13 protein-coding genes are annotated in these 17921 nt (G+C 35.6%); 12 read left to right on the forward strand and 1 reads right to left on the reverse strand.

Annotated features, from left to right (window positions below):
- The first annotated feature begins 169 nt into the window (after positions 1-169).
- The 12 genes from prfC (at position 170) to ACYIAM_RS09100 (ending at position 15303) form a co-directional block, all read left to right on the forward strand.
- Entirely contained in the window at positions 170-1762 is a 1593-nt protein-coding gene (gene prfC, locus ACYIAM_RS09045; protein WP_483748024.1) for a peptide chain release factor 3, read from the forward strand.
- Between the two features lie 178 nt (positions 1763-1940).
- Positions 1941-4775 carry a pitrilysin gene (ptrA, locus tag ACYIAM_RS09050; RefSeq protein ID WP_483748025.1) on the forward strand — a complete coding sequence of 945 codons (2835 nt, stop codon included), beginning with the start codon at positions 1941-1943 and terminating at the stop codon, positions 4773-4775.
- A 98-nt stretch (positions 4776-4873) separates the two neighbouring features.
- A complete protein-coding gene (locus ACYIAM_RS09055; RefSeq protein ID WP_174796017.1) occupies positions 4874-5746 on the forward strand; it encodes a helix-turn-helix domain-containing protein in 873 nt (290 codons plus the stop codon).
- A 21-nt stretch (positions 5747-5767) separates the two neighbouring features.
- Positions 5768-7048, forward strand: a complete 1281-nt coding sequence (aroA, locus tag ACYIAM_RS09060) for a 3-phosphoshikimate 1-carboxyvinyltransferase (protein ID WP_174796018.1) — start codon at positions 5768-5770, stop codon at positions 7046-7048.
- A 1-nt stretch (position 7049) separates the two neighbouring features.
- A complete protein-coding gene (gene cmk / locus ACYIAM_RS09065; protein WP_483748026.1) occupies positions 7050-7730 on the forward strand; it encodes a (d)CMP kinase in 681 nt (226 codons plus the stop codon).
- Positions 7731-7841: 111 nt separating this feature from the next.
- Positions 7842-9524 carry a 30S ribosomal protein S1 gene (gene rpsA, locus ACYIAM_RS09070; protein WP_483748027.1) on the forward strand — a complete coding sequence of 561 codons (1683 nt, stop codon included), beginning with the start codon at positions 7842-7844 and terminating at the stop codon, positions 9522-9524.
- A gap of 98 nt (positions 9525-9622) precedes the next feature.
- On the forward strand, positions 9623-9913 hold the full coding sequence (gene ihfB / locus ACYIAM_RS09075) for an integration host factor subunit beta (protein WP_065638907.1): 291 nt from the start codon (positions 9623-9625) through the stop codon (positions 9911-9913).
- A gap of 304 nt (positions 9914-10217) precedes the next feature.
- Positions 10218-12527 carry a DNA internalization-related competence protein ComEC/Rec2 gene (locus ACYIAM_RS09080; protein WP_483748028.1) on the forward strand — a complete coding sequence of 770 codons (2310 nt, stop codon included), beginning with the start codon at positions 10218-10220 and terminating at the stop codon, positions 12525-12527.
- Between the two features lie 101 nt (positions 12528-12628).
- Positions 12629-13636 (forward strand): tetraacyldisaccharide 4'-kinase, encoded by a 1008-nt coding sequence (lpxK, locus tag ACYIAM_RS09085; RefSeq protein ID WP_483748029.1) that lies wholly within the window; start codon positions 12629-12631, stop codon positions 13634-13636.
- A 3-nt stretch (positions 13637-13639) separates the two neighbouring features.
- The gene (locus tag ACYIAM_RS09090) at positions 13640-13819 is read left to right on the forward strand and encodes a Trm112 family protein (protein WP_483748030.1); all 180 of its coding nucleotides are present in this window, start codon (positions 13640-13642) and stop codon (positions 13817-13819) included.
- Positions 13820-13842: 23 nt separating this feature from the next.
- On the forward strand, positions 13843-14607 hold the full coding sequence (kdsB, locus tag ACYIAM_RS09095; RefSeq protein WP_483748031.1) for a 3-deoxy-manno-octulosonate cytidylyltransferase: 765 nt from the start codon (positions 13843-13845) through the stop codon (positions 14605-14607).
- 3 nt (positions 14608-14610) lie between these two features.
- A complete protein-coding gene (locus tag ACYIAM_RS09100; protein ID WP_483748032.1) occupies positions 14611-15303 on the forward strand; it encodes a DUF2461 domain-containing protein in 693 nt (230 codons plus the stop codon).
- 905 nt (positions 15304-16208) lie between these two features.
- On the opposite strand, the gene ACYIAM_RS09105 is transcribed toward ACYIAM_RS09100, so the two are convergent.
- On the reverse strand, positions 16209-17807 hold the full coding sequence (locus ACYIAM_RS09105) for a phosphoethanolamine transferase (RefSeq protein WP_483748033.1): 1599 nt from the start codon (positions 17805-17807) through the stop codon (positions 16209-16211).
- Between the last annotated feature and the right edge of the window lie 114 nt (positions 17808-17921).

A 17921-nucleotide genomic window follows, 5' to 3' on the forward strand; every position in this document is an offset into this window, starting at 1 on the left:
TTTCCTGAAACTTTTTGTCAAGAAGCAGTAAATTATGCATGACTTATTAGGCAAATATTATGCATAGTTCAACAAATAAGGCAAATGGGCTTGTGCATAACATCAATGGCAAAACAGACAGATACCTGCTAAAATAGATGATTATTTTTGTGTGGATTAAAACAGTTTTATGACAGAACAAGCTTATTTAGACGAAGTTAATGCACGTCGCACTTTTGCGATTATTTCTCACCCTGATGCCGGTAAAACCACCATTACCGAAAAGGTACTTTTATTTGGACACGCAATCCAAACAGCAGGTACAGTCAAAGGCCGTGGCGCTAATGCCCAGCATGCTAAATCAGACTGGATGGAAATGGAAAAACAACGTGGTATTTCAATTACCACCTCAGTTATGCAGTTTCCTTATAATGATTGTTTGGTTAATTTATTGGATACTCCCGGACACGAAGACTTTTCTGAAGATACTTACCGCACGCTAACTGCGGTTGATAGTTGTTTGATGGTGATTGATGCGGCAAAAGGGGTAGAGGATCGCACACGTAAATTAATGGAAGTCACGCGTTTGCGTAATACACCAATTTTAACCTTTATGAATAAGTTAGATCGTGATATTCGCGACCCGATGGAATTGCTTGATGAAGTCGAAAACGAGCTAAAAATAATGTGCGCGCCGATTACGTGGCCGATTGGTTGTGGCAAGTTATTTAAAGGTGTTTATCATTTAGCGAAAGATGAAACATATCTTTATCAATCTGGTCAAGGCCATACTATACAAGAGGTGCGAATTATTAAAGGGTTAACTAACCCTGATTTAGATTTAGCGGTCGGTGATGATTTAGCACAGCAACTGCGCGAAGAGCTTGAATTAGTGCAAGGGGCTTCCAATGAATTTGATCTAGATGCTTTCTTGTCGGGTGATTTAACGCCAGTCTTTTTTGGTACGGCATTGGGTAATTTTGGGGTTGATCATATGCTTGATGGCTTAACTGCTTGGGCACCAACTCCTCAACCTCGTCAAACCGATAAACGTGAAGTTGAATCATCAGAAGAAAAATTCAGTGGTTTTGTCTTTAAAATTCAAGCTAATATGGATCCTAAACATCGTGACCGCGTGGCATTTATGCGCATTGTATCAGGTAAATATGAAAAAGGTATGAAGTTACGTCATGTGCGTATTGCCAAAGATATTAATATTTCTGATGCCTTAACATTTATGGCCGGTGATCGTGAACATGTTGAAGAAGCCTATGCCGGCGATATTATTGGTTTACATAATCATGGTACGATTCAAATTGGTGATACCTTTACGCAAGGCGAAGATTTGAAATTTACTGGTATTCCTAACTTTGCACCAGAACTATTCCGTCGCATTCGTTTAAGAGATCCTCTCAAACAAAAACAATTATTAAAAGGACTTGTTCAACTATCAGAGGAAGGAGCGGTACAAGTATTCCGCCCATTAGCGAATAATGATTTAATTGTGGGCGCTGTTGGTGTGCTACAGTTTGATGTGGTCGTTGCGCGTTTAAAATCGGAATATAACGTTGAAGCCATTTATGAGCCTGTTAATGTGACAACTGCTCGTTGGGTTGAGTGTTCTGATGTGAAAAAATTAGAAGAGTTTAAGCGTAAATGCGAGCAGAACTTGGCTTTAGATGGAGGAGATAATCTTTCTTATATTGCACCAAGTATGGTTAATTTGAATTTGACCGAAGAACGATATCCTGATGTTGAATTTCGAAAAACTCGGGAACATTAATTGTATTTATCACATAATAGCGGAATTTATCATCATGCCTAGGTGTTTTGATAAATTCTCTTTCTTTTCTTTTTAAAACTTATTTTTTTACGATAAAGTCAAGCGAGTGAATATGATGGATTTGAAAAATAAAAGAGTAGTGAATTTAATAATTGGTAGTTTTATTGGACTATTAACTATGACTACTTCACCTATATCTTTTGCTATTGAAAATAAACTTGCAAGACCAGTTTTGTTAGAAAAAGTACAACAAAGCGATCGTGACAAGCGTCAATATGAAGTGATTGAGCTCTCAAATAAAATGCGAGTGCTGCTTGTGTCTGATCCTAATGCAGTTAAGTCACTCGGTTCATTGGCGTTGCCTGTTGGATCATTACAAGATCCGCAAGAACAGCAAGGATTGGCACATTATGCTGAACATATGGTGCTAATGGGATCAAAAAATTACCCAGAGCCTGCTAGCTTTTCTCAGTTTTTAAGCCTTCATGCAGGCAGTTATAATGCTAGCACTGCGGCACATCGAACCGCGTTTTATTTTGAGATTGAAAATAGTGCATTTGATAAAGCACTCGATTATTTAGCCGATGCGATTGCTGAACCTAATTTAGATCCTAATTTTGCCGATAAAGAACGCAATGCCGTTAATGCCGAAATGACTATGGCCAGATCTAATGATGGTTTTCGAATTGGGCAAGTTGATTCCGAAACAATTAATCAAAATCATCCAGCTTCGCAATTTTCAGGCGGTAATTTAGAAACGTTAAGCGATAAAGACGGTAGTAAGTTGCAAGATGCATTAGTTGGATTTCATCGTAATTATTATTCCTCCAATATTATGGTAGGCGTGATTTATAGTAATCAGTCAATCAATAAATTGGCAAAATTAGCTGAAAGCACTTTCGGAAAAATTCCTAATAAAAATATCAATGCGCCTAAGGTTGATAAACCAGCAATCACTGCTGATAGTTTAGGTAAGCAAATTGCCATGATACCAGCTCAACCCAAAAAGTTATTGTTGTTGCAATTTCCAATTGAAAATAACTTGTCTAAATTTGCAAACAAAAGTGATGAATATATTGCTTATCTAATTAGTAATCGTAGTCAAAATACGTTGGCTGATCAGCTACAAAAACAAGGATTGATTGAAGGTATTCAAGCTGGAAGCGATCCGATTCGCTATGGTAATAGTGGCATTTTTAGTATCAATGCGACTTTAACTGATGAGGGGCTTGCACAAAAAGATAAAGTTATTGGGGCTATTTTTAATTATTTACAGCTGATGCAAAAAGAGGGAATTTCTGACACTTATTATCAAGAAATGCAAAAAGTGTTAGCGTTAGGGTTCAAATATCAAGATGTTGAGCGTGATATGTCATATGTAGAATGGCTATCCGACCAGATGTTGTTATATCCCGTACAAAACGTATTAAATTCAGATTATGTTGCTACTTATTTTGATAAATTAGCCATTACGGCACGTTTAAAAAGTTTGACGGCAGATAATGCTAGAATTTGGGTGATTGCACCAAATCAAACTACCAATAAGACCGCTTATTTTGTTGATGCACCGTATAAAGTGGATAATATTACCCGCGATCAAAAATCGAATTGGGCAATGTTAGGCAAAAATTATGCGTTTAATCTGCCCGAATTAAATCCTTATATTCCTGATGATTTTTCAATTATGAAGCAAAACCGTGATCAAGCTCAACCAGCTGAGTTTAGTAAACGTGGTAATCATATCCATTTTGTTAGTCAGTATTTTAATAATGAACCTAAAGCTGCTATTGTTGCTTCGTTACGCAACAATCAAGCTTTTAGTGATGCTAAATCAGTGGTAACATTTGATTTGCTTGACTACATTGTTGGTCGTGATTTAGCTAAGTTACAGTTTCAAGCTGGCGTTGCTGGTATGTCATTGTCAACAAGTAGTGATAACGGATTGATGATCACAGCGAGTGGTTTTAATCAGCATTTATCCGAAATGGTTTTGGCAATTCTTGATAGTTACAGACAAGTTAATATTGATGAACAAAGTTTGGCTTTGGCTAAATCATGGTATTTGCAACAACTTGACGCTGCTGAGCATGCTAAAAGCTATTTATTAGCTATCAACCCAGTAAAAGCCTTATCGGTAATGCCACGTTATTTTGAACGAGGTGAAAAACGTAAAATTATAGACAATATCAGTATTGATAATATTTTAGCTTATCGGGATCAGTTGTTAACAAGTTCAGTACCTTATATGCTAAGCGTTGGTAATTTATCAAATGATCAATCATTAGATCTTTATCATGCCATTCAAAAAACGTTGGTTCGTAGTGCAGAGTTTACACCGATAGAAGATATCAAAATCAAAAATGCGTTAACAGCTAGGCTCACTCAGCGAGCTAAAACAACTGATAATGCTCTGATGATGAGTTATATCCCTGCTAATTATGACCAAATCACCGGACAAACATTAAGTTATCTACTGTCAAAAATTATTTCACCATGGTTCTATGACCAACTGCGCACTAATGAACAGCTTGGTTATGCTGTATTTTCTCAACCAGTGACCGTAGGTGAGTCATCAGGAATTGGATTTTTAATTCAAAGCAACCAATATGATCCAGCTTATTTGCTAAAACGTTATCAAGAGTTTTTCCCAATCATGCTAAACAAATTGCAAGCATTATCGAAAGACGATATTGAGCAATATAAAAAGGGTGTGCTTGATGAATTAAATATGCCACCACAAACATTGGATGAAGAGTTAGGGCGTTATATGGCAGATTATCGGTTATCTCGATTTGCTTTTGACTCTAGAGCTAAAAAAATAGCGCAGGTAAAAAAAATAACCAAGCAAGATTTGATTGATTTTTATACTCGAGCTGTAATGGAGTCAAAAGGTTTCGTTTTTGCTTCTCAAGCATTAGGTAATATCGCTGATTTATCAAAACGACCACAAGCAATAACCGAGTATACCGAGTTTGAAAACGCATCGGCTTTACAACAAATTTTGTTAAAATAATAGACTCAAATGTATATTAATCCGAACCATTTTGACAAAAATTGGCATTGTTATCACCTTGTGATACACTGCCAAAATCCCAATAGTTTGAGTGTATTATGATTACTGGATCGATTGATTATTGTGCTATAGGTCAGCGTTTACGAGCGTATCGGATTGCCGCTTCATTGAAGGCTGAAGATGTCGCAGAAAGTCTTAAAATTTCAAGAGCAGCAGTCTATCGGTTAGAAAAAGGTGAAATTGTTAAAATCGAAACTTTAGAGCGACTGGCATCTTTACTCGATACGTCTTTTGCAAGTCTGCTTGGCATTGATACCGAATATTATTCGAGTGGTGAAGGTTTTTTTGAGCGCATGCGTCAGTTAGAAGAGCAATCAACGCATATCTATTCTCACTTCGATCCATTTTCATTTTTATTAACTTCACCTGATTATCTTTCTCATTTAGCTCTGATGCTCAATGAATCAAGCGAGTCGATTGATCATCAAAAATATTCGGTCATTTTGTCAATTTTAAAAGAACGTAAAAAGCAGTTTCATCAATCAGTTCCAAAGGTGATTAATTTAATTAGTTTGCGTAATGTAGAGCGATTTTTGCATATTGGTTTAGTGGGAAATTTGACAATTTCACCAGGTAAGAAGTCAGAAAGGGTGTTATTAGCACGTAAAGAAGTTTATCATTTAATTGAGCTAATAGAACAACAATCTTTTGCCCCCACTATTGCTATTACCCAAGAAGCGATTCCATCAATTGCTTTTCAGATTTTTTATCAAGATGGAAATCCCATCTCATTAGCAATGAGCCCATTTCGATTAGGTGAGTTACCTAACGTGACTACTGGTATTGCGTCAATCACGTCATCTTATGATGCCATTAAACGGTATCGTCATTTATTTGATAAGTTATGGCAAAATAGTGCGAAAGATAAGCAAGCAATTGATTTATTAAAAACGACGTTAGAAAAATTTTAAAGAATATTAAAGAGAGTCATTATGTTATCCTTAACATTACAACCAATAAAAAAATTTAGTGGTACGATTAATTTGCCAGGTTCGAAAAGCGTTTCTAATCGTGCGTTATTACTATCAGCACTAAGTAAAGGTAATACTCGTTTAACTAATTTACTAGATAGTGATGATGTGCGTTATATGCTTGATGCACTTGCAGCATTAGGTGTTAAGTATCAGTTATCGCACGATCGCACCATTTGTGATGTTCAAGGTATAGGGGGAATGTTGCAATCTGACCATACATTAGAGCTTTTTTTAGGTAATGCTGGTACGGCAATGCGTCCTTTAGCTGCTGCATTATGTCTTGGTTCTAATAATATTGTGTTAACTGGCGAACCTCGTATGAAAGAACGTCCAATTGGTCATTTAGTTGATGCATTGCGTCAAGGTGGAGCTAATATTGATTATCTCGAAAATGAAGGTTATCCACCACTACATATTCAAGGTGGTTTTACCGGTGGTAACATCCAAGTTGATGGTTCAGTATCTAGCCAATTTTTAACAGCCTTGTTAATGGCTTCGCCACTGGCACAAAATGATACTGAAATTACTATCATTGGGGATTTGGTATCTAAACCTTATATTGATATTACTATCAATATGATGGCTATTTTTGGTGTATCGGTCACAAATCACAACTATCAAAAATTTACGGTTAAAGCAAATCAGTGTTATCAATCGCCGGATCATTATTTAGTTGAAGGCGACGCCTCATCGGCTTCTTATTTTTTAGCTGCTGCTGCAATTAAAGGTGGCACAGTTAGGGTAACAGGCATTGGTAAAAAAAGCTTACAAGGTGATACACAATTTGCCCATGTGCTTGAAAAAATGGGTGCTACAGTAACTTGGGCTGATGATTATATTGAATGTTCACACGGTGAATTACACGGTATTGATATGGATATGAATCATATTCCTGATGCAGCAATGACAATAGCAACAACTGCTTTATTTGCTAAAGGACCAACTACAATCCGTAATATTTATAATTGGCGAGTTAAAGAAACTGACCGTTTATATGCAATGGCAACTGAATTGCGTAAAGTAGGGGCAACGATCGATGAAGGCAAAGATTATATTACTATTTTGCCACCTGCAAAATTAACTCATGCCGAAATTGAAACTTATAACGATCACCGTATTGCTATGTGCTTTTCACTCGTGGCGCTTTCTGATACAGCTGTAACAATATTAGATCCTAAATGTACCATGAAAACTTTTCCTGATTATTTTGAACAATTTAAACGATTAAGCGAAAAATAAAATGAATAAACCTGTTCCCATTATTGCTGTGGATGGACCAAGTGGTGTTGGTAAGGGCACATTATGCCAAGCGTTAGCCAATCATTTTAAATGGCATCTTTTAGATTCTGGCGCTATTTATAGGGTGCTAGCACTTAGTGCGATTAAACAAGATGTTGCACTCGAAGATGAAAGTCAGCTTGTGCAATTAGCGCTTAATTTGCCGTTAACGTTTAATACTGATGGTTGTGAAGTTAAGGTGCTATTAAATCATGTTGATGTCACGAAAGACATCCGCACAGAACAGATAGGTGGCGCAGCATCAAAAGTGGCGGCTATTAATACGGTTAGAGCTGCTTTATTACAACGCCAACGTGACTTTAGACAAGCGCCGGGACTGATTGCCGATGGACGTGATATGGGCAGCGTGGTATTTAGCGATGCGCCTGTTAAGATTTTTCTTGACGCAAGTGCACACTCTCGTGCAGAAAGACGGATGAAACAGTTGCAAGATAAGCAAAATCATGTTAAATTCGCCCAAATTTTGCAGGAGATAACTGAGCGTGATTTGCGCGATCGTAATCGAACTGTTGCGCCACTAAAACCTGCAATTGATGCTCTAATAATTGATACCACATCACTGTCTATTCAAGATGTTTTTAATCAATCTATTAAGTATATAAACGAAAAACTTGCGTTGTAAGGTTACTTTCAGCGTTTATCAAGCTCCAATATAGGGATATTTGGAGTATTTTAAACAACCCCACAAGACATGATGTAATGTGGACGTTAATATTAATTTAAGTATATAAATATGACTGAATCTTTTGCTCAACTCTTTGAAGAGTCTTTAAATCAACTAGACACTCGTTCTGGTAATCTTATCCGTGGTACTGTTGTTGCTATCGACAAAGACGTTGTTTTAGTTGATGCTGGTTTAAAATCTGAATCAGCAATTCCAGTAGAGCAGTTTAAAAATGCCCAAGGCGAATTAGAAGTTCAAGTCGGCGACATTGTTGATGTTGTGCTTGACTCAATTGAAGATGGCTTTGGTGAAACAATCTTATCTCGTGAAAAAGCTAAACGTCATGAAGCGTGGCTAATTCTAGAAAAAGCAGTTGAAGATGCTGCAACAGTTTTAGGTGTTATCAATGGTAAAGTTAAAGGTGGCTTTACGGTTGATCTTAATGGCGTTCGTGCGTTCCTTCCTGGTTCGCTTGTAGATGTGCGTCCATTACGCGATACGTCTCATATTGAAAATAGAGAAATCGAATTAAAAGTAATTAAATTAGATCAAAAACGTAACAACGTTGTTGTATCACGTCGTGCGGTTATTGAATCAGAAAATAGCGCCGAAAGAGAACAACTTCTTGAAAATCTACAAGAAGGTTCTGAAGTTAAAGGTATTATCAAAAATCTTACTGATTACGGTGCGTTTGTTGATCTTGGTGGCGTTGATGGTTTACTTCATATCACTGATATGGCTTGGAAACGTGTTAAACACCCAAGTGAAGTGGTTGAAGTGGGTCAAGAATTACTTGTTAAAGTACTTAAATTTGATAAAGAACGTTCACGTGTTTCTCTTGGCTTAAAACAATTAGGCGAAGATCCATGGGTTTCAATTGCTAAGCGTTACCCAGAAGGTACTAAAGTAACAGGTAAAGTAACTAACTTAACTGATTACGGTTGTTTCGTTGAAATTGAAACGGGTGTTGAAGGCTTAGTTCACGTTTCTGAAATGGATTGGACAAACAAAAATATTCATCCTTCTAAAGTTGTTAGTCTTGGTGATGAAGTTGAAGTGGTTGTACTTGAAATTGACGAAGAGCGTCGTCGTATTTCTCTTGGTCTTAAACAATGCAAACCAAATCCATGGTTACAATTTGCTGAATCACACAATAAAGGTGATAAAGTTAGCGGTAAGATCAAATCAATCACTGATTTTGGTATCTTCATTGGTTTAGATGGTGGTATTGATGGTTTAGTTCATCTTTCAGACATCTCTTGGAATATGCCTGGCGAAGAAGCAGTTAAAGCTTATAAGAAAGGTGATGATATCGAAGCAGTTGTGTTACAAGTTGATGCTGAACGCGAACGTATCTCTCTAGGTATTAAACAATTAGAAGACGATCCATTTAGTAGCTTTGCTTCTAACTTCAAAAAAGGCACAATTGTTAAAGGAAGTGTAACAGCAGTTGATGCTAAAGGTGCAACTGTTGAAATCGCTGAAGGTATTGAAGGCTACTTAAAAGCACAAGATATCGCTCGTGAACGTATTGAAGATGCAACAACGGCATTAAAAGTTGGTGATGAAGTTGAAGCTAAAATTGTCAATATCGATCGTAAAACTCGTGCAATTTCTTTATCAGTACGTGCAAAAGATGAAGCTGACGAAAAAGAAGCACTTGCTGCGGTAAATAGTACGGCAACTCAAGAAGAGACATCATTTACTAATGCAATGGCTGAAGCATTCAAAGCCGCTTCAAAAACTGAGTAAAAAATATTTATGTAAAGAGTAAAGAGGGCTTGCCCTCTTTTTCTTTTATGGTATAAACTGAATAAGTTACATGACACATAAATAAATTAGGAGTGACCATGAACAGATCAGATTTAGTAGAACGAATTGTTAACTGGCGCACACATCTCCCTGTGCAATTAGTTGATGATTCTGTTAGAGATATTATTGAGCAGATCGCTTTAGCCATGGAAAGTAACGATCGTGTAGAAATCCGAGGCTTTGGTAGTTTTAGTTTAAACTATCGTGCTCCACGTAAAGCAAGAAACCCAAGAACTGGTGGAAGTGTTGAAGTGAAACATAAATATATCCCTCACTTTAAACCAGGTAAAGAGTTGCGAGAAAGAGTAAATAAAGCTGCAAACGCATAATCTTTAAATTCTATGTTTAATTAAAAGCCTTTGAGTCGAATCACTGGCTTTTTTATTTTGAGCAAGCTAATTCATTGAGCAATGTCCTCTCATTTATTCAATCCAATCCGCCCATGAAAAATCCATCAACTCAATAACTATGTTGTATTTTTTAATTAGGAACATGACAAACAAATTTTAATTAATCTTATCTAAATTAATGATCAAATTGGAAGACTGATCGAAAAAATCAAACTCATTTATCTTGTTAGGCATATTAAGTGATAGGCTGGCTATTGGGTGAAAATAAATAGGGCGGGCACTAATGCGACAATTTTATTCTCTTGATTTATTGGCTATCATGTTTTCGCTAGGCTGCTTGCCATTATTGTTTTTGCCATATTTATTGTCTGATTGGCAGTGGTATGGTATTGCCGTGAACTTGATAATTTTGGTGCTGGTTGTTCCAGCTAAATTACACTCTATTTTGTCTATTTTTATTGTATTTGGTTTAGGTTTTTTATGGTCTACGGCATATTCTAAACAATATTTATCGAGTATTTCGCCTTATATTGATAAATCCCTTGTTGTTAAAGCCAAAATAGTAAATATAAATACACGACAAACAGCAACAGCAGTTGATCCTTATTATTTGTCATTTTCTGTTTTTTCCATTTCAGATGTTATGCTATCTAATAATATTCCTATTTCGGTTTATTGGGATAAGCCAGACATTCCCAAATCGGGACAAATTTGGCAATTAACACTAAAAACCAAAGTTGTACATAGCTATTTAAATGAAGGAGGATTTGATAGCCAGCGCTTTTCAATAGCAAACCGAAGTTTACTATCAGCTAAATTAGTTGATGCCAAACTATTAGATAGTAAATCTGATCTAAGACAATTTATTACTGATTCAGCACTACCTTACATTGATTTGTTTCGTTATCGAGGTATCTTGTATGCCCTTGCTTTTGGTGATCGTTCTCAATTAGATGACTCACATCGTATGGTGATGAAGCAAACAGGTGTTGCCCATTTAATGGCTATATCGGGTATGCATATTTTAGTGGTTTTCGGCCTGAGCTGTTTTATGGTTAAAGTGTTACTATTTTTTATTCCAAAGCGCTTTATCTATTTTTTTGTGCCGATTGTTATCGGGTGGTTATGCGCTCTCTTTTACGCATGGTTAACAGGTTTCAATCCTCCTACATTGCGAGCTATACTGGCTTTATCAATTTGGATTTATTTACGTTATACAAAACATCATATAAGTGCATGGCAAAAAGTTAATCGAATTATTGCGTTATTATTACTGTTTGATCCGTTGATGATTTTGTCTGAAAGTTTTTGGTTATCTTGCTATGCGGTAATTAGCTTAATTTTTTTGTTTGATTGGTTGCCGCTCCCTAAAGCAGTAAAGAACAAAAAGCGTTGGTATGTACTTAGGTTATTGCATTTACAGTTTGGGTTAACCTTGTTGTTACTTCCCATTCAATTTTTAGTTTTTCAAGGTGTTAGTTCGGTTTCAATTTTAACTAATTTGATTGCGATTCCTGTTATTTCGTTATTTACATTTCCTTCTGTTTTACTAGCGTTAATATTTAGTGTTATTAACTGTTTTTCCATCGCATTGTGGTTTTGGGTGATTGCTGATAAATCTTTGCAATGGTTATTTTTTAGTTTAAATCGGCTTAATTGGTTGTGGCTTAACATTCCTTCAGACTTTTATTGGTTAAGTCTTTTAGGCTGGTTAGGTGTAGTTATAATGCGCACTGGGCTTTGGCACCACTTTAGTATTACTTTGTTAGTCATTTGGGCGATATTAGTCACACCATTTTTTAAACAGCAACATTATCGTTGGCGGTTAGATATGTTAGATGTTGGCCATGGCTTGGCAATTGTTATTCATGATGGCAAGTCAGCTATTTTGTATGATACGGGAGCCAACTGGGAAAAAAGTTCAGCTATGGAAAGGGTCATTATTCCTTTTTTACAATGGCATAATTTGAATGTACAGGGCATTATTATTAGTCATCAACATAATGATCATGTTGGAGGTTTAAAATTACTTCAACAAATTTACCCTAAGGCATGGTTAATGAGTTCTTCTTCTAATTTAAATAATAACTATCCCTGTTTAGCTGATAATCGTATTAATTGGAACGGGCTGACATTTAATATATTGTGGCCTAATAAATTGGTTGAATATGCCCAAAATGAGGATTCTTGTGTAATACAAGTGACTGATGGGCACTTTTCTGTATTATTAACTGGAGATTTAGAGCGTAATCAGGAATATCAGTTAATTACAAAATATCGAGATCAGTTAGTATCCACCATCTTGCAAATTCCGCATCATGGTAGTAGTACTTCATCAAGTTATGCATTTTTAAACCATGTTAAACCAGTAAAATCATTGGCGTCAACATCTCGTTATAACCCTTGGAAACTGCCTTCCAATAAGGTAATAACGCGGTATCAAGATTTACGCTTGGATTATTATGTTACTGCTAGAACTGGTCAAATAAGTCTATTTTTTAATAAACACACTTGGAAGTTAAAAACCATGCGAGGCGAAATTAAACCTAGATGGTATCATGATTGGTTTGGTAGTTTACCAATTTATGAGTAAAATAGGCTATCGTTTGTTATAGGCAACCATTTTAATAATTGTTATGTCGACATTAAAAGATAAAACAATTTTACTGAATGTAATTAAGTGATGTTAAAGTTATGATTGAAAAACTGTGGTATGGTAAAAATCGATTATTTTGGTTGTTTATACCATTTTCTTTATTATATGGTTTGATTGCTTTTATTCGTCGCTCTTTGTATCGATTAGGTATTTTCAAATCTTGGCTCTCTCCTGTACCTATTATCGTTATTGGCAACTTATCCGTTGGTGGTAATGGCAAAACCCCCCTGGTTGTTGGTTTAATTGAATCATTAAAACAAAAAGGATTAAAAGTTGGCGTTGTTTCGCGGGGGTACGGTGGCAAGGCTGACAGCTATCCGCTTATTTTAGATAATACAACCACAACCGAACAAGCCGGTGACGAGCCGGTACTTATTTTTCAACGTACTAATGTACCTGTTGCTGTATCTCCTCATCGCCCTGAAGCTGTTCAAGCATTATTAAAGCAGTATGAGTTAGATGTTATTTTGACCGATGATGGTTTGCAACATTATGCATTAGCGCGTGACATTGAGGTCGTAGTGGTTGATGGAAAGCGCTTATTTGGTAATGGATGGTGGATGCCTGCAGGGCCAATGAGAGAACGAGAAAGTCGATTAAAATCAGTTGATTTGATTATCATAAATGGTGATAGTGTAAATCATTTAACCCAGCAGTACTCAGAAAAAACTTTCAAAATGCAATTAGCACCACGATATGCAGTAAATTTGCTTACAAAAGAACAAAAAGCATTATCTTCGCTGCAAAATATTTGTGCTATTGCGGGTATTAGTCACCCGCAACGTTTTTTTGATATGTTGATTAAAATGCAAGTGGATGTGGTTAAAACTGCTTCTTTTGCCGATCACCAAAAATTTACTTTATCGTTGTTAAACAATGTCGCAAGTAGTGAACAAACACTTTTAATGACTGAAAAAGACGCCGTTAAATGTAGGCAATTTGCCCAGAAAAATTGGTGGTATCTACCCATTGATGCGGTAATACCCGTAGAGGCGGTTGATCAGATCTGTTTGTTATTAGCCAAGACAAAATCTCAAAGAGAATAAAACATGAAAGAAATCTTATTAAGTGCACTTGCTTGTCCTAAGTGCCATGGGCAACTACAATATGATGCCAACAATCAGCAGTTAATTTGCCAAGCAGATAATCTAGTTTATGCAATCAAAGATAACATTCCTGTATTGCTAGAAAGTGAAGCAAAGCCACTTAATCAATCACAGCCTGTTTAAGAATAAGAGTTAAGGTATTAATTATGAATTTTTCAGTTATTATTCCTGCTAGGTATGCTTCAAGTCGTTTGCCAGCTAAACCGCTAGCGGATATTCATGGTAAACCTATGATTGTTCGAGTGATGGAGCAAGCAAAAAAATCGTCAGCCACTCGAGTGATTATTGCAACAGATCATCAGCGAGTTTTTGACGTAGTCAAGGAGTATGGCGGTGAAGTCATTCTTACTAGTGACAAGCATAATTCTGGTACTGAAAGGTTAGCAGAGGTCATTAATGCTTATCAGTTTGCTAATGATGAAATCATTGTCAATGTACAGGGGGATGAACCTTTAATTCCACCTGTTATTATTGATCAAGTGGCTGAAAACTTGGTGCAATATAAAACCGGAATGGCAACATTAGCGGTGCCAATTGCTTCTGTTGAAGAAGCATTTAATACCGGTGCAGTTAAAGTTGTGACCGACAAAGATGGATATGCGCTTTATTTTTCTCGTGCTACGATTCCTTGGGAACGGGATCGTTTTGCTAAATCGGTTGATCTATTAAAACAATCCAGTATTGGTGACTTTTATCTTCGCCATATTGGTATTTATGCTTATCGTGCTGGCTTCATTCGTCAATATATCAATTGGGCGCCATCTTCACTTGAGCAAATTGAGATGCTGGAACAACTTAGGGTACTTTGGTACGGTGAAAAAATTCATGTTGCAGTGGCAAAACAGCCACCTGCAATAGGGGTTGATACGCTAGAAGATTTAGAAAAAGTAAGAGCATTATTTAAGGGGTAAGCAATGGCAAACTTCACTGGTTTTACACAAGCAGGGCTTAATTTTTTGCAAGATGCTTGGATAAATAACAGCAAACCTTGGTTTGAACAACATCGCGCTATTTATGATAACGATTTAGTTAAACCCTTTAGGCTTTTGGTTGAGCAACTAGCACCAGAGATGCTTAAAATTGATAAATGGTTCGAAACTCGCCCCTCAATTGGTAAAACGATTTCACGTATTCATCGTGATACTCGTTTTTCAAATGATAAATCACTTTATCGTAGTCGCTTATGGTTGACCTTTAAACGACCCAATCGAGATTGGAAAGAAGCACCCGCTTACTTTTTTGAAATTAGCCCAAGTAGTTATCAATATGGACTTGGTTATTATTGTTCATCAAAACAAACGATGGATATTTTTCGAGAAGAAATTCGTAATGATACTAGGAAGTTTTTAGCGATGACGCATTGCGTTAAAAAACCATTTGAGCTTGTTGGTGAAAGTTATAAACGGCCATTAATCAAAGAGCAAGATGCAAAAATAGCAACATGGTATAACCGCAAAAATCTTGCTGTTATGGTAACAAGTGAGCATATTGAAGATGTGTTAAATAGCGATTTGCCCAACAAATTAATGGAAGGATTTAAACAATTAGTCCCGCTTTATGATTATTTAATGCGAGTGGAAATGATCAAAAATATACCAAAACTTTAATTTACTTTGAGTAGCAGTCATGTTTAATCTATCACTATTGCGTTTTAGAATTATATATTTAAATAATGTTTTGATATTAACCATTTGGAAAATTTAATATTAATTCTTTTACACCATTTATAATAAATTATGTTTCAACACAAACTAGCAAAAAACATGATTTTATAGGCGGTTTCAATCCCTCCTTTACTATAAAACGCATTATGTTTCCTATACTGGCATATAAAACCAAAAAAGAATACATAGTGGTAAAGGTATTAATATTGAAATGGATGTAAACAATTTAACAAAATTCACGAAACCAGCGAGTCCAAAAACGGATGGTAAAACAAAAAGCGTGATATGTACCTTAATTGTGATATGGCATAATCAGCAAATATTTGAAGATTCAAAAAATAGAAAAAATATTAACTACTACAATGTAGTTAAACTGTATAAAGCGATTTCAGCTAAAAAGCCTTATGCATTTTTAGAGGATTAGCTTAATTGTCAAGTGTAAACAGCCCAGCGTTTTCCTACAACATATTTTCGCAAGACGAGTTCTTTCAACAGTTGACTTAAAGTTCTTGCCGAAACGTTATATCTCTAATCACAGAAAATGTGCCCACAAGTTTGATATACCTAAACGTGATTTATGTTATCAATAACCTGTTCTTACTAGGCTATTAGTGATGGGTAATTTAAGTCGTTAGGCTCACTGTTAATAATGCGTAAGCCTTACTGGAAAATTATCCACATTCTCAACTAAGTCTACTATTGAAAATAAACGAGACAAGCATGTAATAGCAAAAACAGGGGTATTTGTTAGGTTATTTATCTTTTTTGACAACGCTAACAAGCTAGCCCCTCTTTAATGCTATTGCGTCAATATTCGCAGTTTGTTACTCAACATATTAAGTAAAGGATTAGTGCTTGTTAAGCACTTCTAAAAAAGGCATGACATTACCGTCTGGCATAAATACTCGATCATTACTTTTTTCTTTCTCAAGAATAGTTTGATCAATATTGTATCCTAATAGAATAGATAAAATATATTTATTCATCAGCCCACTTAAATAACCTGTTGATCCTCGAAACGATTCGATAAATTGGCAGTCATAGTGGTGATTAGTTGATGTAAACATAAATGGAATTAAAAACTGGTCAGGATTGTTTCCTATACCGTGCCCTACATTAACAATCTCACCATGATCCGAGGTATAAATCACAGTATAATTATCACTATATTTATTGATAACATCATACAAGGCCTTAATTGTACGATCGGTATGATGAATAGTCAGATCATATTCTTCGGCGTCAGGTAAAGCCTGCTTATCAACTTCATCATAATTTTCATAGGGTTTATGGCTACCACGCAAATGGACAAAAATAAATTTTTTCGGTGAATTATCGTTTTGTAGGGTTGCTTCTAATAGCTGACTCAAACTAATATCATATTTTTTGTCACTAAAGGAGACAACATCACTTTTACGTGCGATAAAACCAAATTTAGTATTAAATGAACCTTGAATTTCCTGCGCAATCGAAGCTAGCCAATAGGTTTTGTAATGATTAAACTTAGCCATTTCAATAATCGATTTATTATTAAATAAATTATCACTACTTTCGGGTACACTGAATGAAAGTGTCATTGGTATAGAATCCCTAGTAAAAGCTGCTGTAGAGTGGCTATTTTGGATAATACATCCTCCATTTTGACTAAAAATATTGGTCATAAAAGGAGTCGTTTGCTTATGATAACCATAGGCGCTATAACGGGTTACTAAAGAAGATTCGCCCATGATAAATACGATCAAGTCTTTATCGGATTTGTTAGGCGGTAAAAGAACAGCTTCATTAAATTTTTCAATTTCATGAATATTTGAATAGATATCTGTTGATGTATAACTAACCAGAAGATAGGATAAATTACCCAATGCAGCGGGATAAAACCTACGAACTATATCTGCACTATTTTTATAATGTCCTAGTTTAATTTCATTTTTTGTGATTGAGGCGGGAGCCATAGTACAAATAATTACTAAGATAAGTAGATAAACTGTTAAGGGGATTAGTGGTCTAAATTTAACAGAAACTACTTTTCTAAAGATAAATAAAATAAGAAAAGTCGCAATAAATGCGGGTCCTGTTATGATTAAAACTTGTTTAGACATTGACAATGCTTCATGAGAATTAGTCTCTACAACAGAGTCAAGCACGCCATCTGATATTATTTGTCCGTAATAGATGGAATAACTTATTTCGGACAAAAATAGAAACAGAAATAGTGTGCTAAGGGCAATAATAAAATAGTGACGGCTACAAAGACCGATATGCACAAGTACAATAAAACATAATGTTGTTGTTAAGATAATATACAGAAACAGTTCCTTAAACACGAACTTTTCATGCGCATAACCGGATTTTGTAAAATATACATAAGCTAAAATAGCACTAAGGATGATATAAACCAACAGTAAAATAAGAGAAGACCAATTTTTTTTAGCTCCAAATAATTTCATTATATTACCTTACCTTTATTATATTTTTGACATATTTTCAAATTAGAATAACCAATTGTTTTATTTAAATAGTTATATACTGAATCAGCCTTTATTTCAACTATTAAAGAACTT

The organism is Gilliamella sp. X-60 (genome assembly GCF_057063585.1).

What these genes read in the sequence shown, in the direction of transcription:
- ACYIAM_RS09100 (WP_483748032.1), top strand. Translation starts at nt 14,611, where the DNA reads ATGGCAAACTTCACTGGTTTTACACAAGCAGGGCTTAATTTTTTGCAA.
- ihfB (WP_065638907.1), top strand. Translation starts at nt 9,623, where the DNA reads ATGAACAGATCAGATTTAGTAGAACGAATTGTTAACTGGCGCACACAT.
- cmk (WP_483748026.1), top strand. Translation starts at nt 7,050, where the DNA reads ATGAATAAACCTGTTCCCATTATTGCTGTGGATGGACCAAGTGGTGTT.
- ptrA (WP_483748025.1), top strand. Translation starts at nt 1,941, where the DNA reads ATGACTACTTCACCTATATCTTTTGCTATTGAAAATAAACTTGCAAGA.
- ACYIAM_RS09080 (WP_483748028.1), top strand. Translation starts at nt 10,218, where the DNA reads ATGCGACAATTTTATTCTCTTGATTTATTGGCTATCATGTTTTCGCTA.
- ACYIAM_RS09090 (WP_483748030.1), top strand. Translation starts at nt 13,640, where the DNA reads ATGAAAGAAATCTTATTAAGTGCACTTGCTTGTCCTAAGTGCCATGGG.
- rpsA (WP_483748027.1), top strand. Translation starts at nt 7,842, where the DNA reads ATGACTGAATCTTTTGCTCAACTCTTTGAAGAGTCTTTAAATCAACTA.
- ACYIAM_RS09105 (WP_483748033.1), bottom strand. Translation starts at nt 17,807, where the DNA reads ATGAAATTATTTGGAGCTAAAAAAAATTGGTCTTCTCTTATTTTACTG.
- aroA (WP_174796018.1), top strand. Translation starts at nt 5,768, where the DNA reads ATGTTATCCTTAACATTACAACCAATAAAAAAATTTAGTGGTACGATT.
- prfC (WP_483748024.1), top strand. Translation starts at nt 170, where the DNA reads ATGACAGAACAAGCTTATTTAGACGAAGTTAATGCACGTCGCACTTTT.
- kdsB (WP_483748031.1), top strand. Translation starts at nt 13,843, where the DNA reads ATGAATTTTTCAGTTATTATTCCTGCTAGGTATGCTTCAAGTCGTTTG.
- ACYIAM_RS09055 (WP_174796017.1), top strand. Translation starts at nt 4,874, where the DNA reads ATGATTACTGGATCGATTGATTATTGTGCTATAGGTCAGCGTTTACGA.
- lpxK (WP_483748029.1), top strand. Translation starts at nt 12,629, where the DNA reads ATGATTGAAAAACTGTGGTATGGTAAAAATCGATTATTTTGGTTGTTT.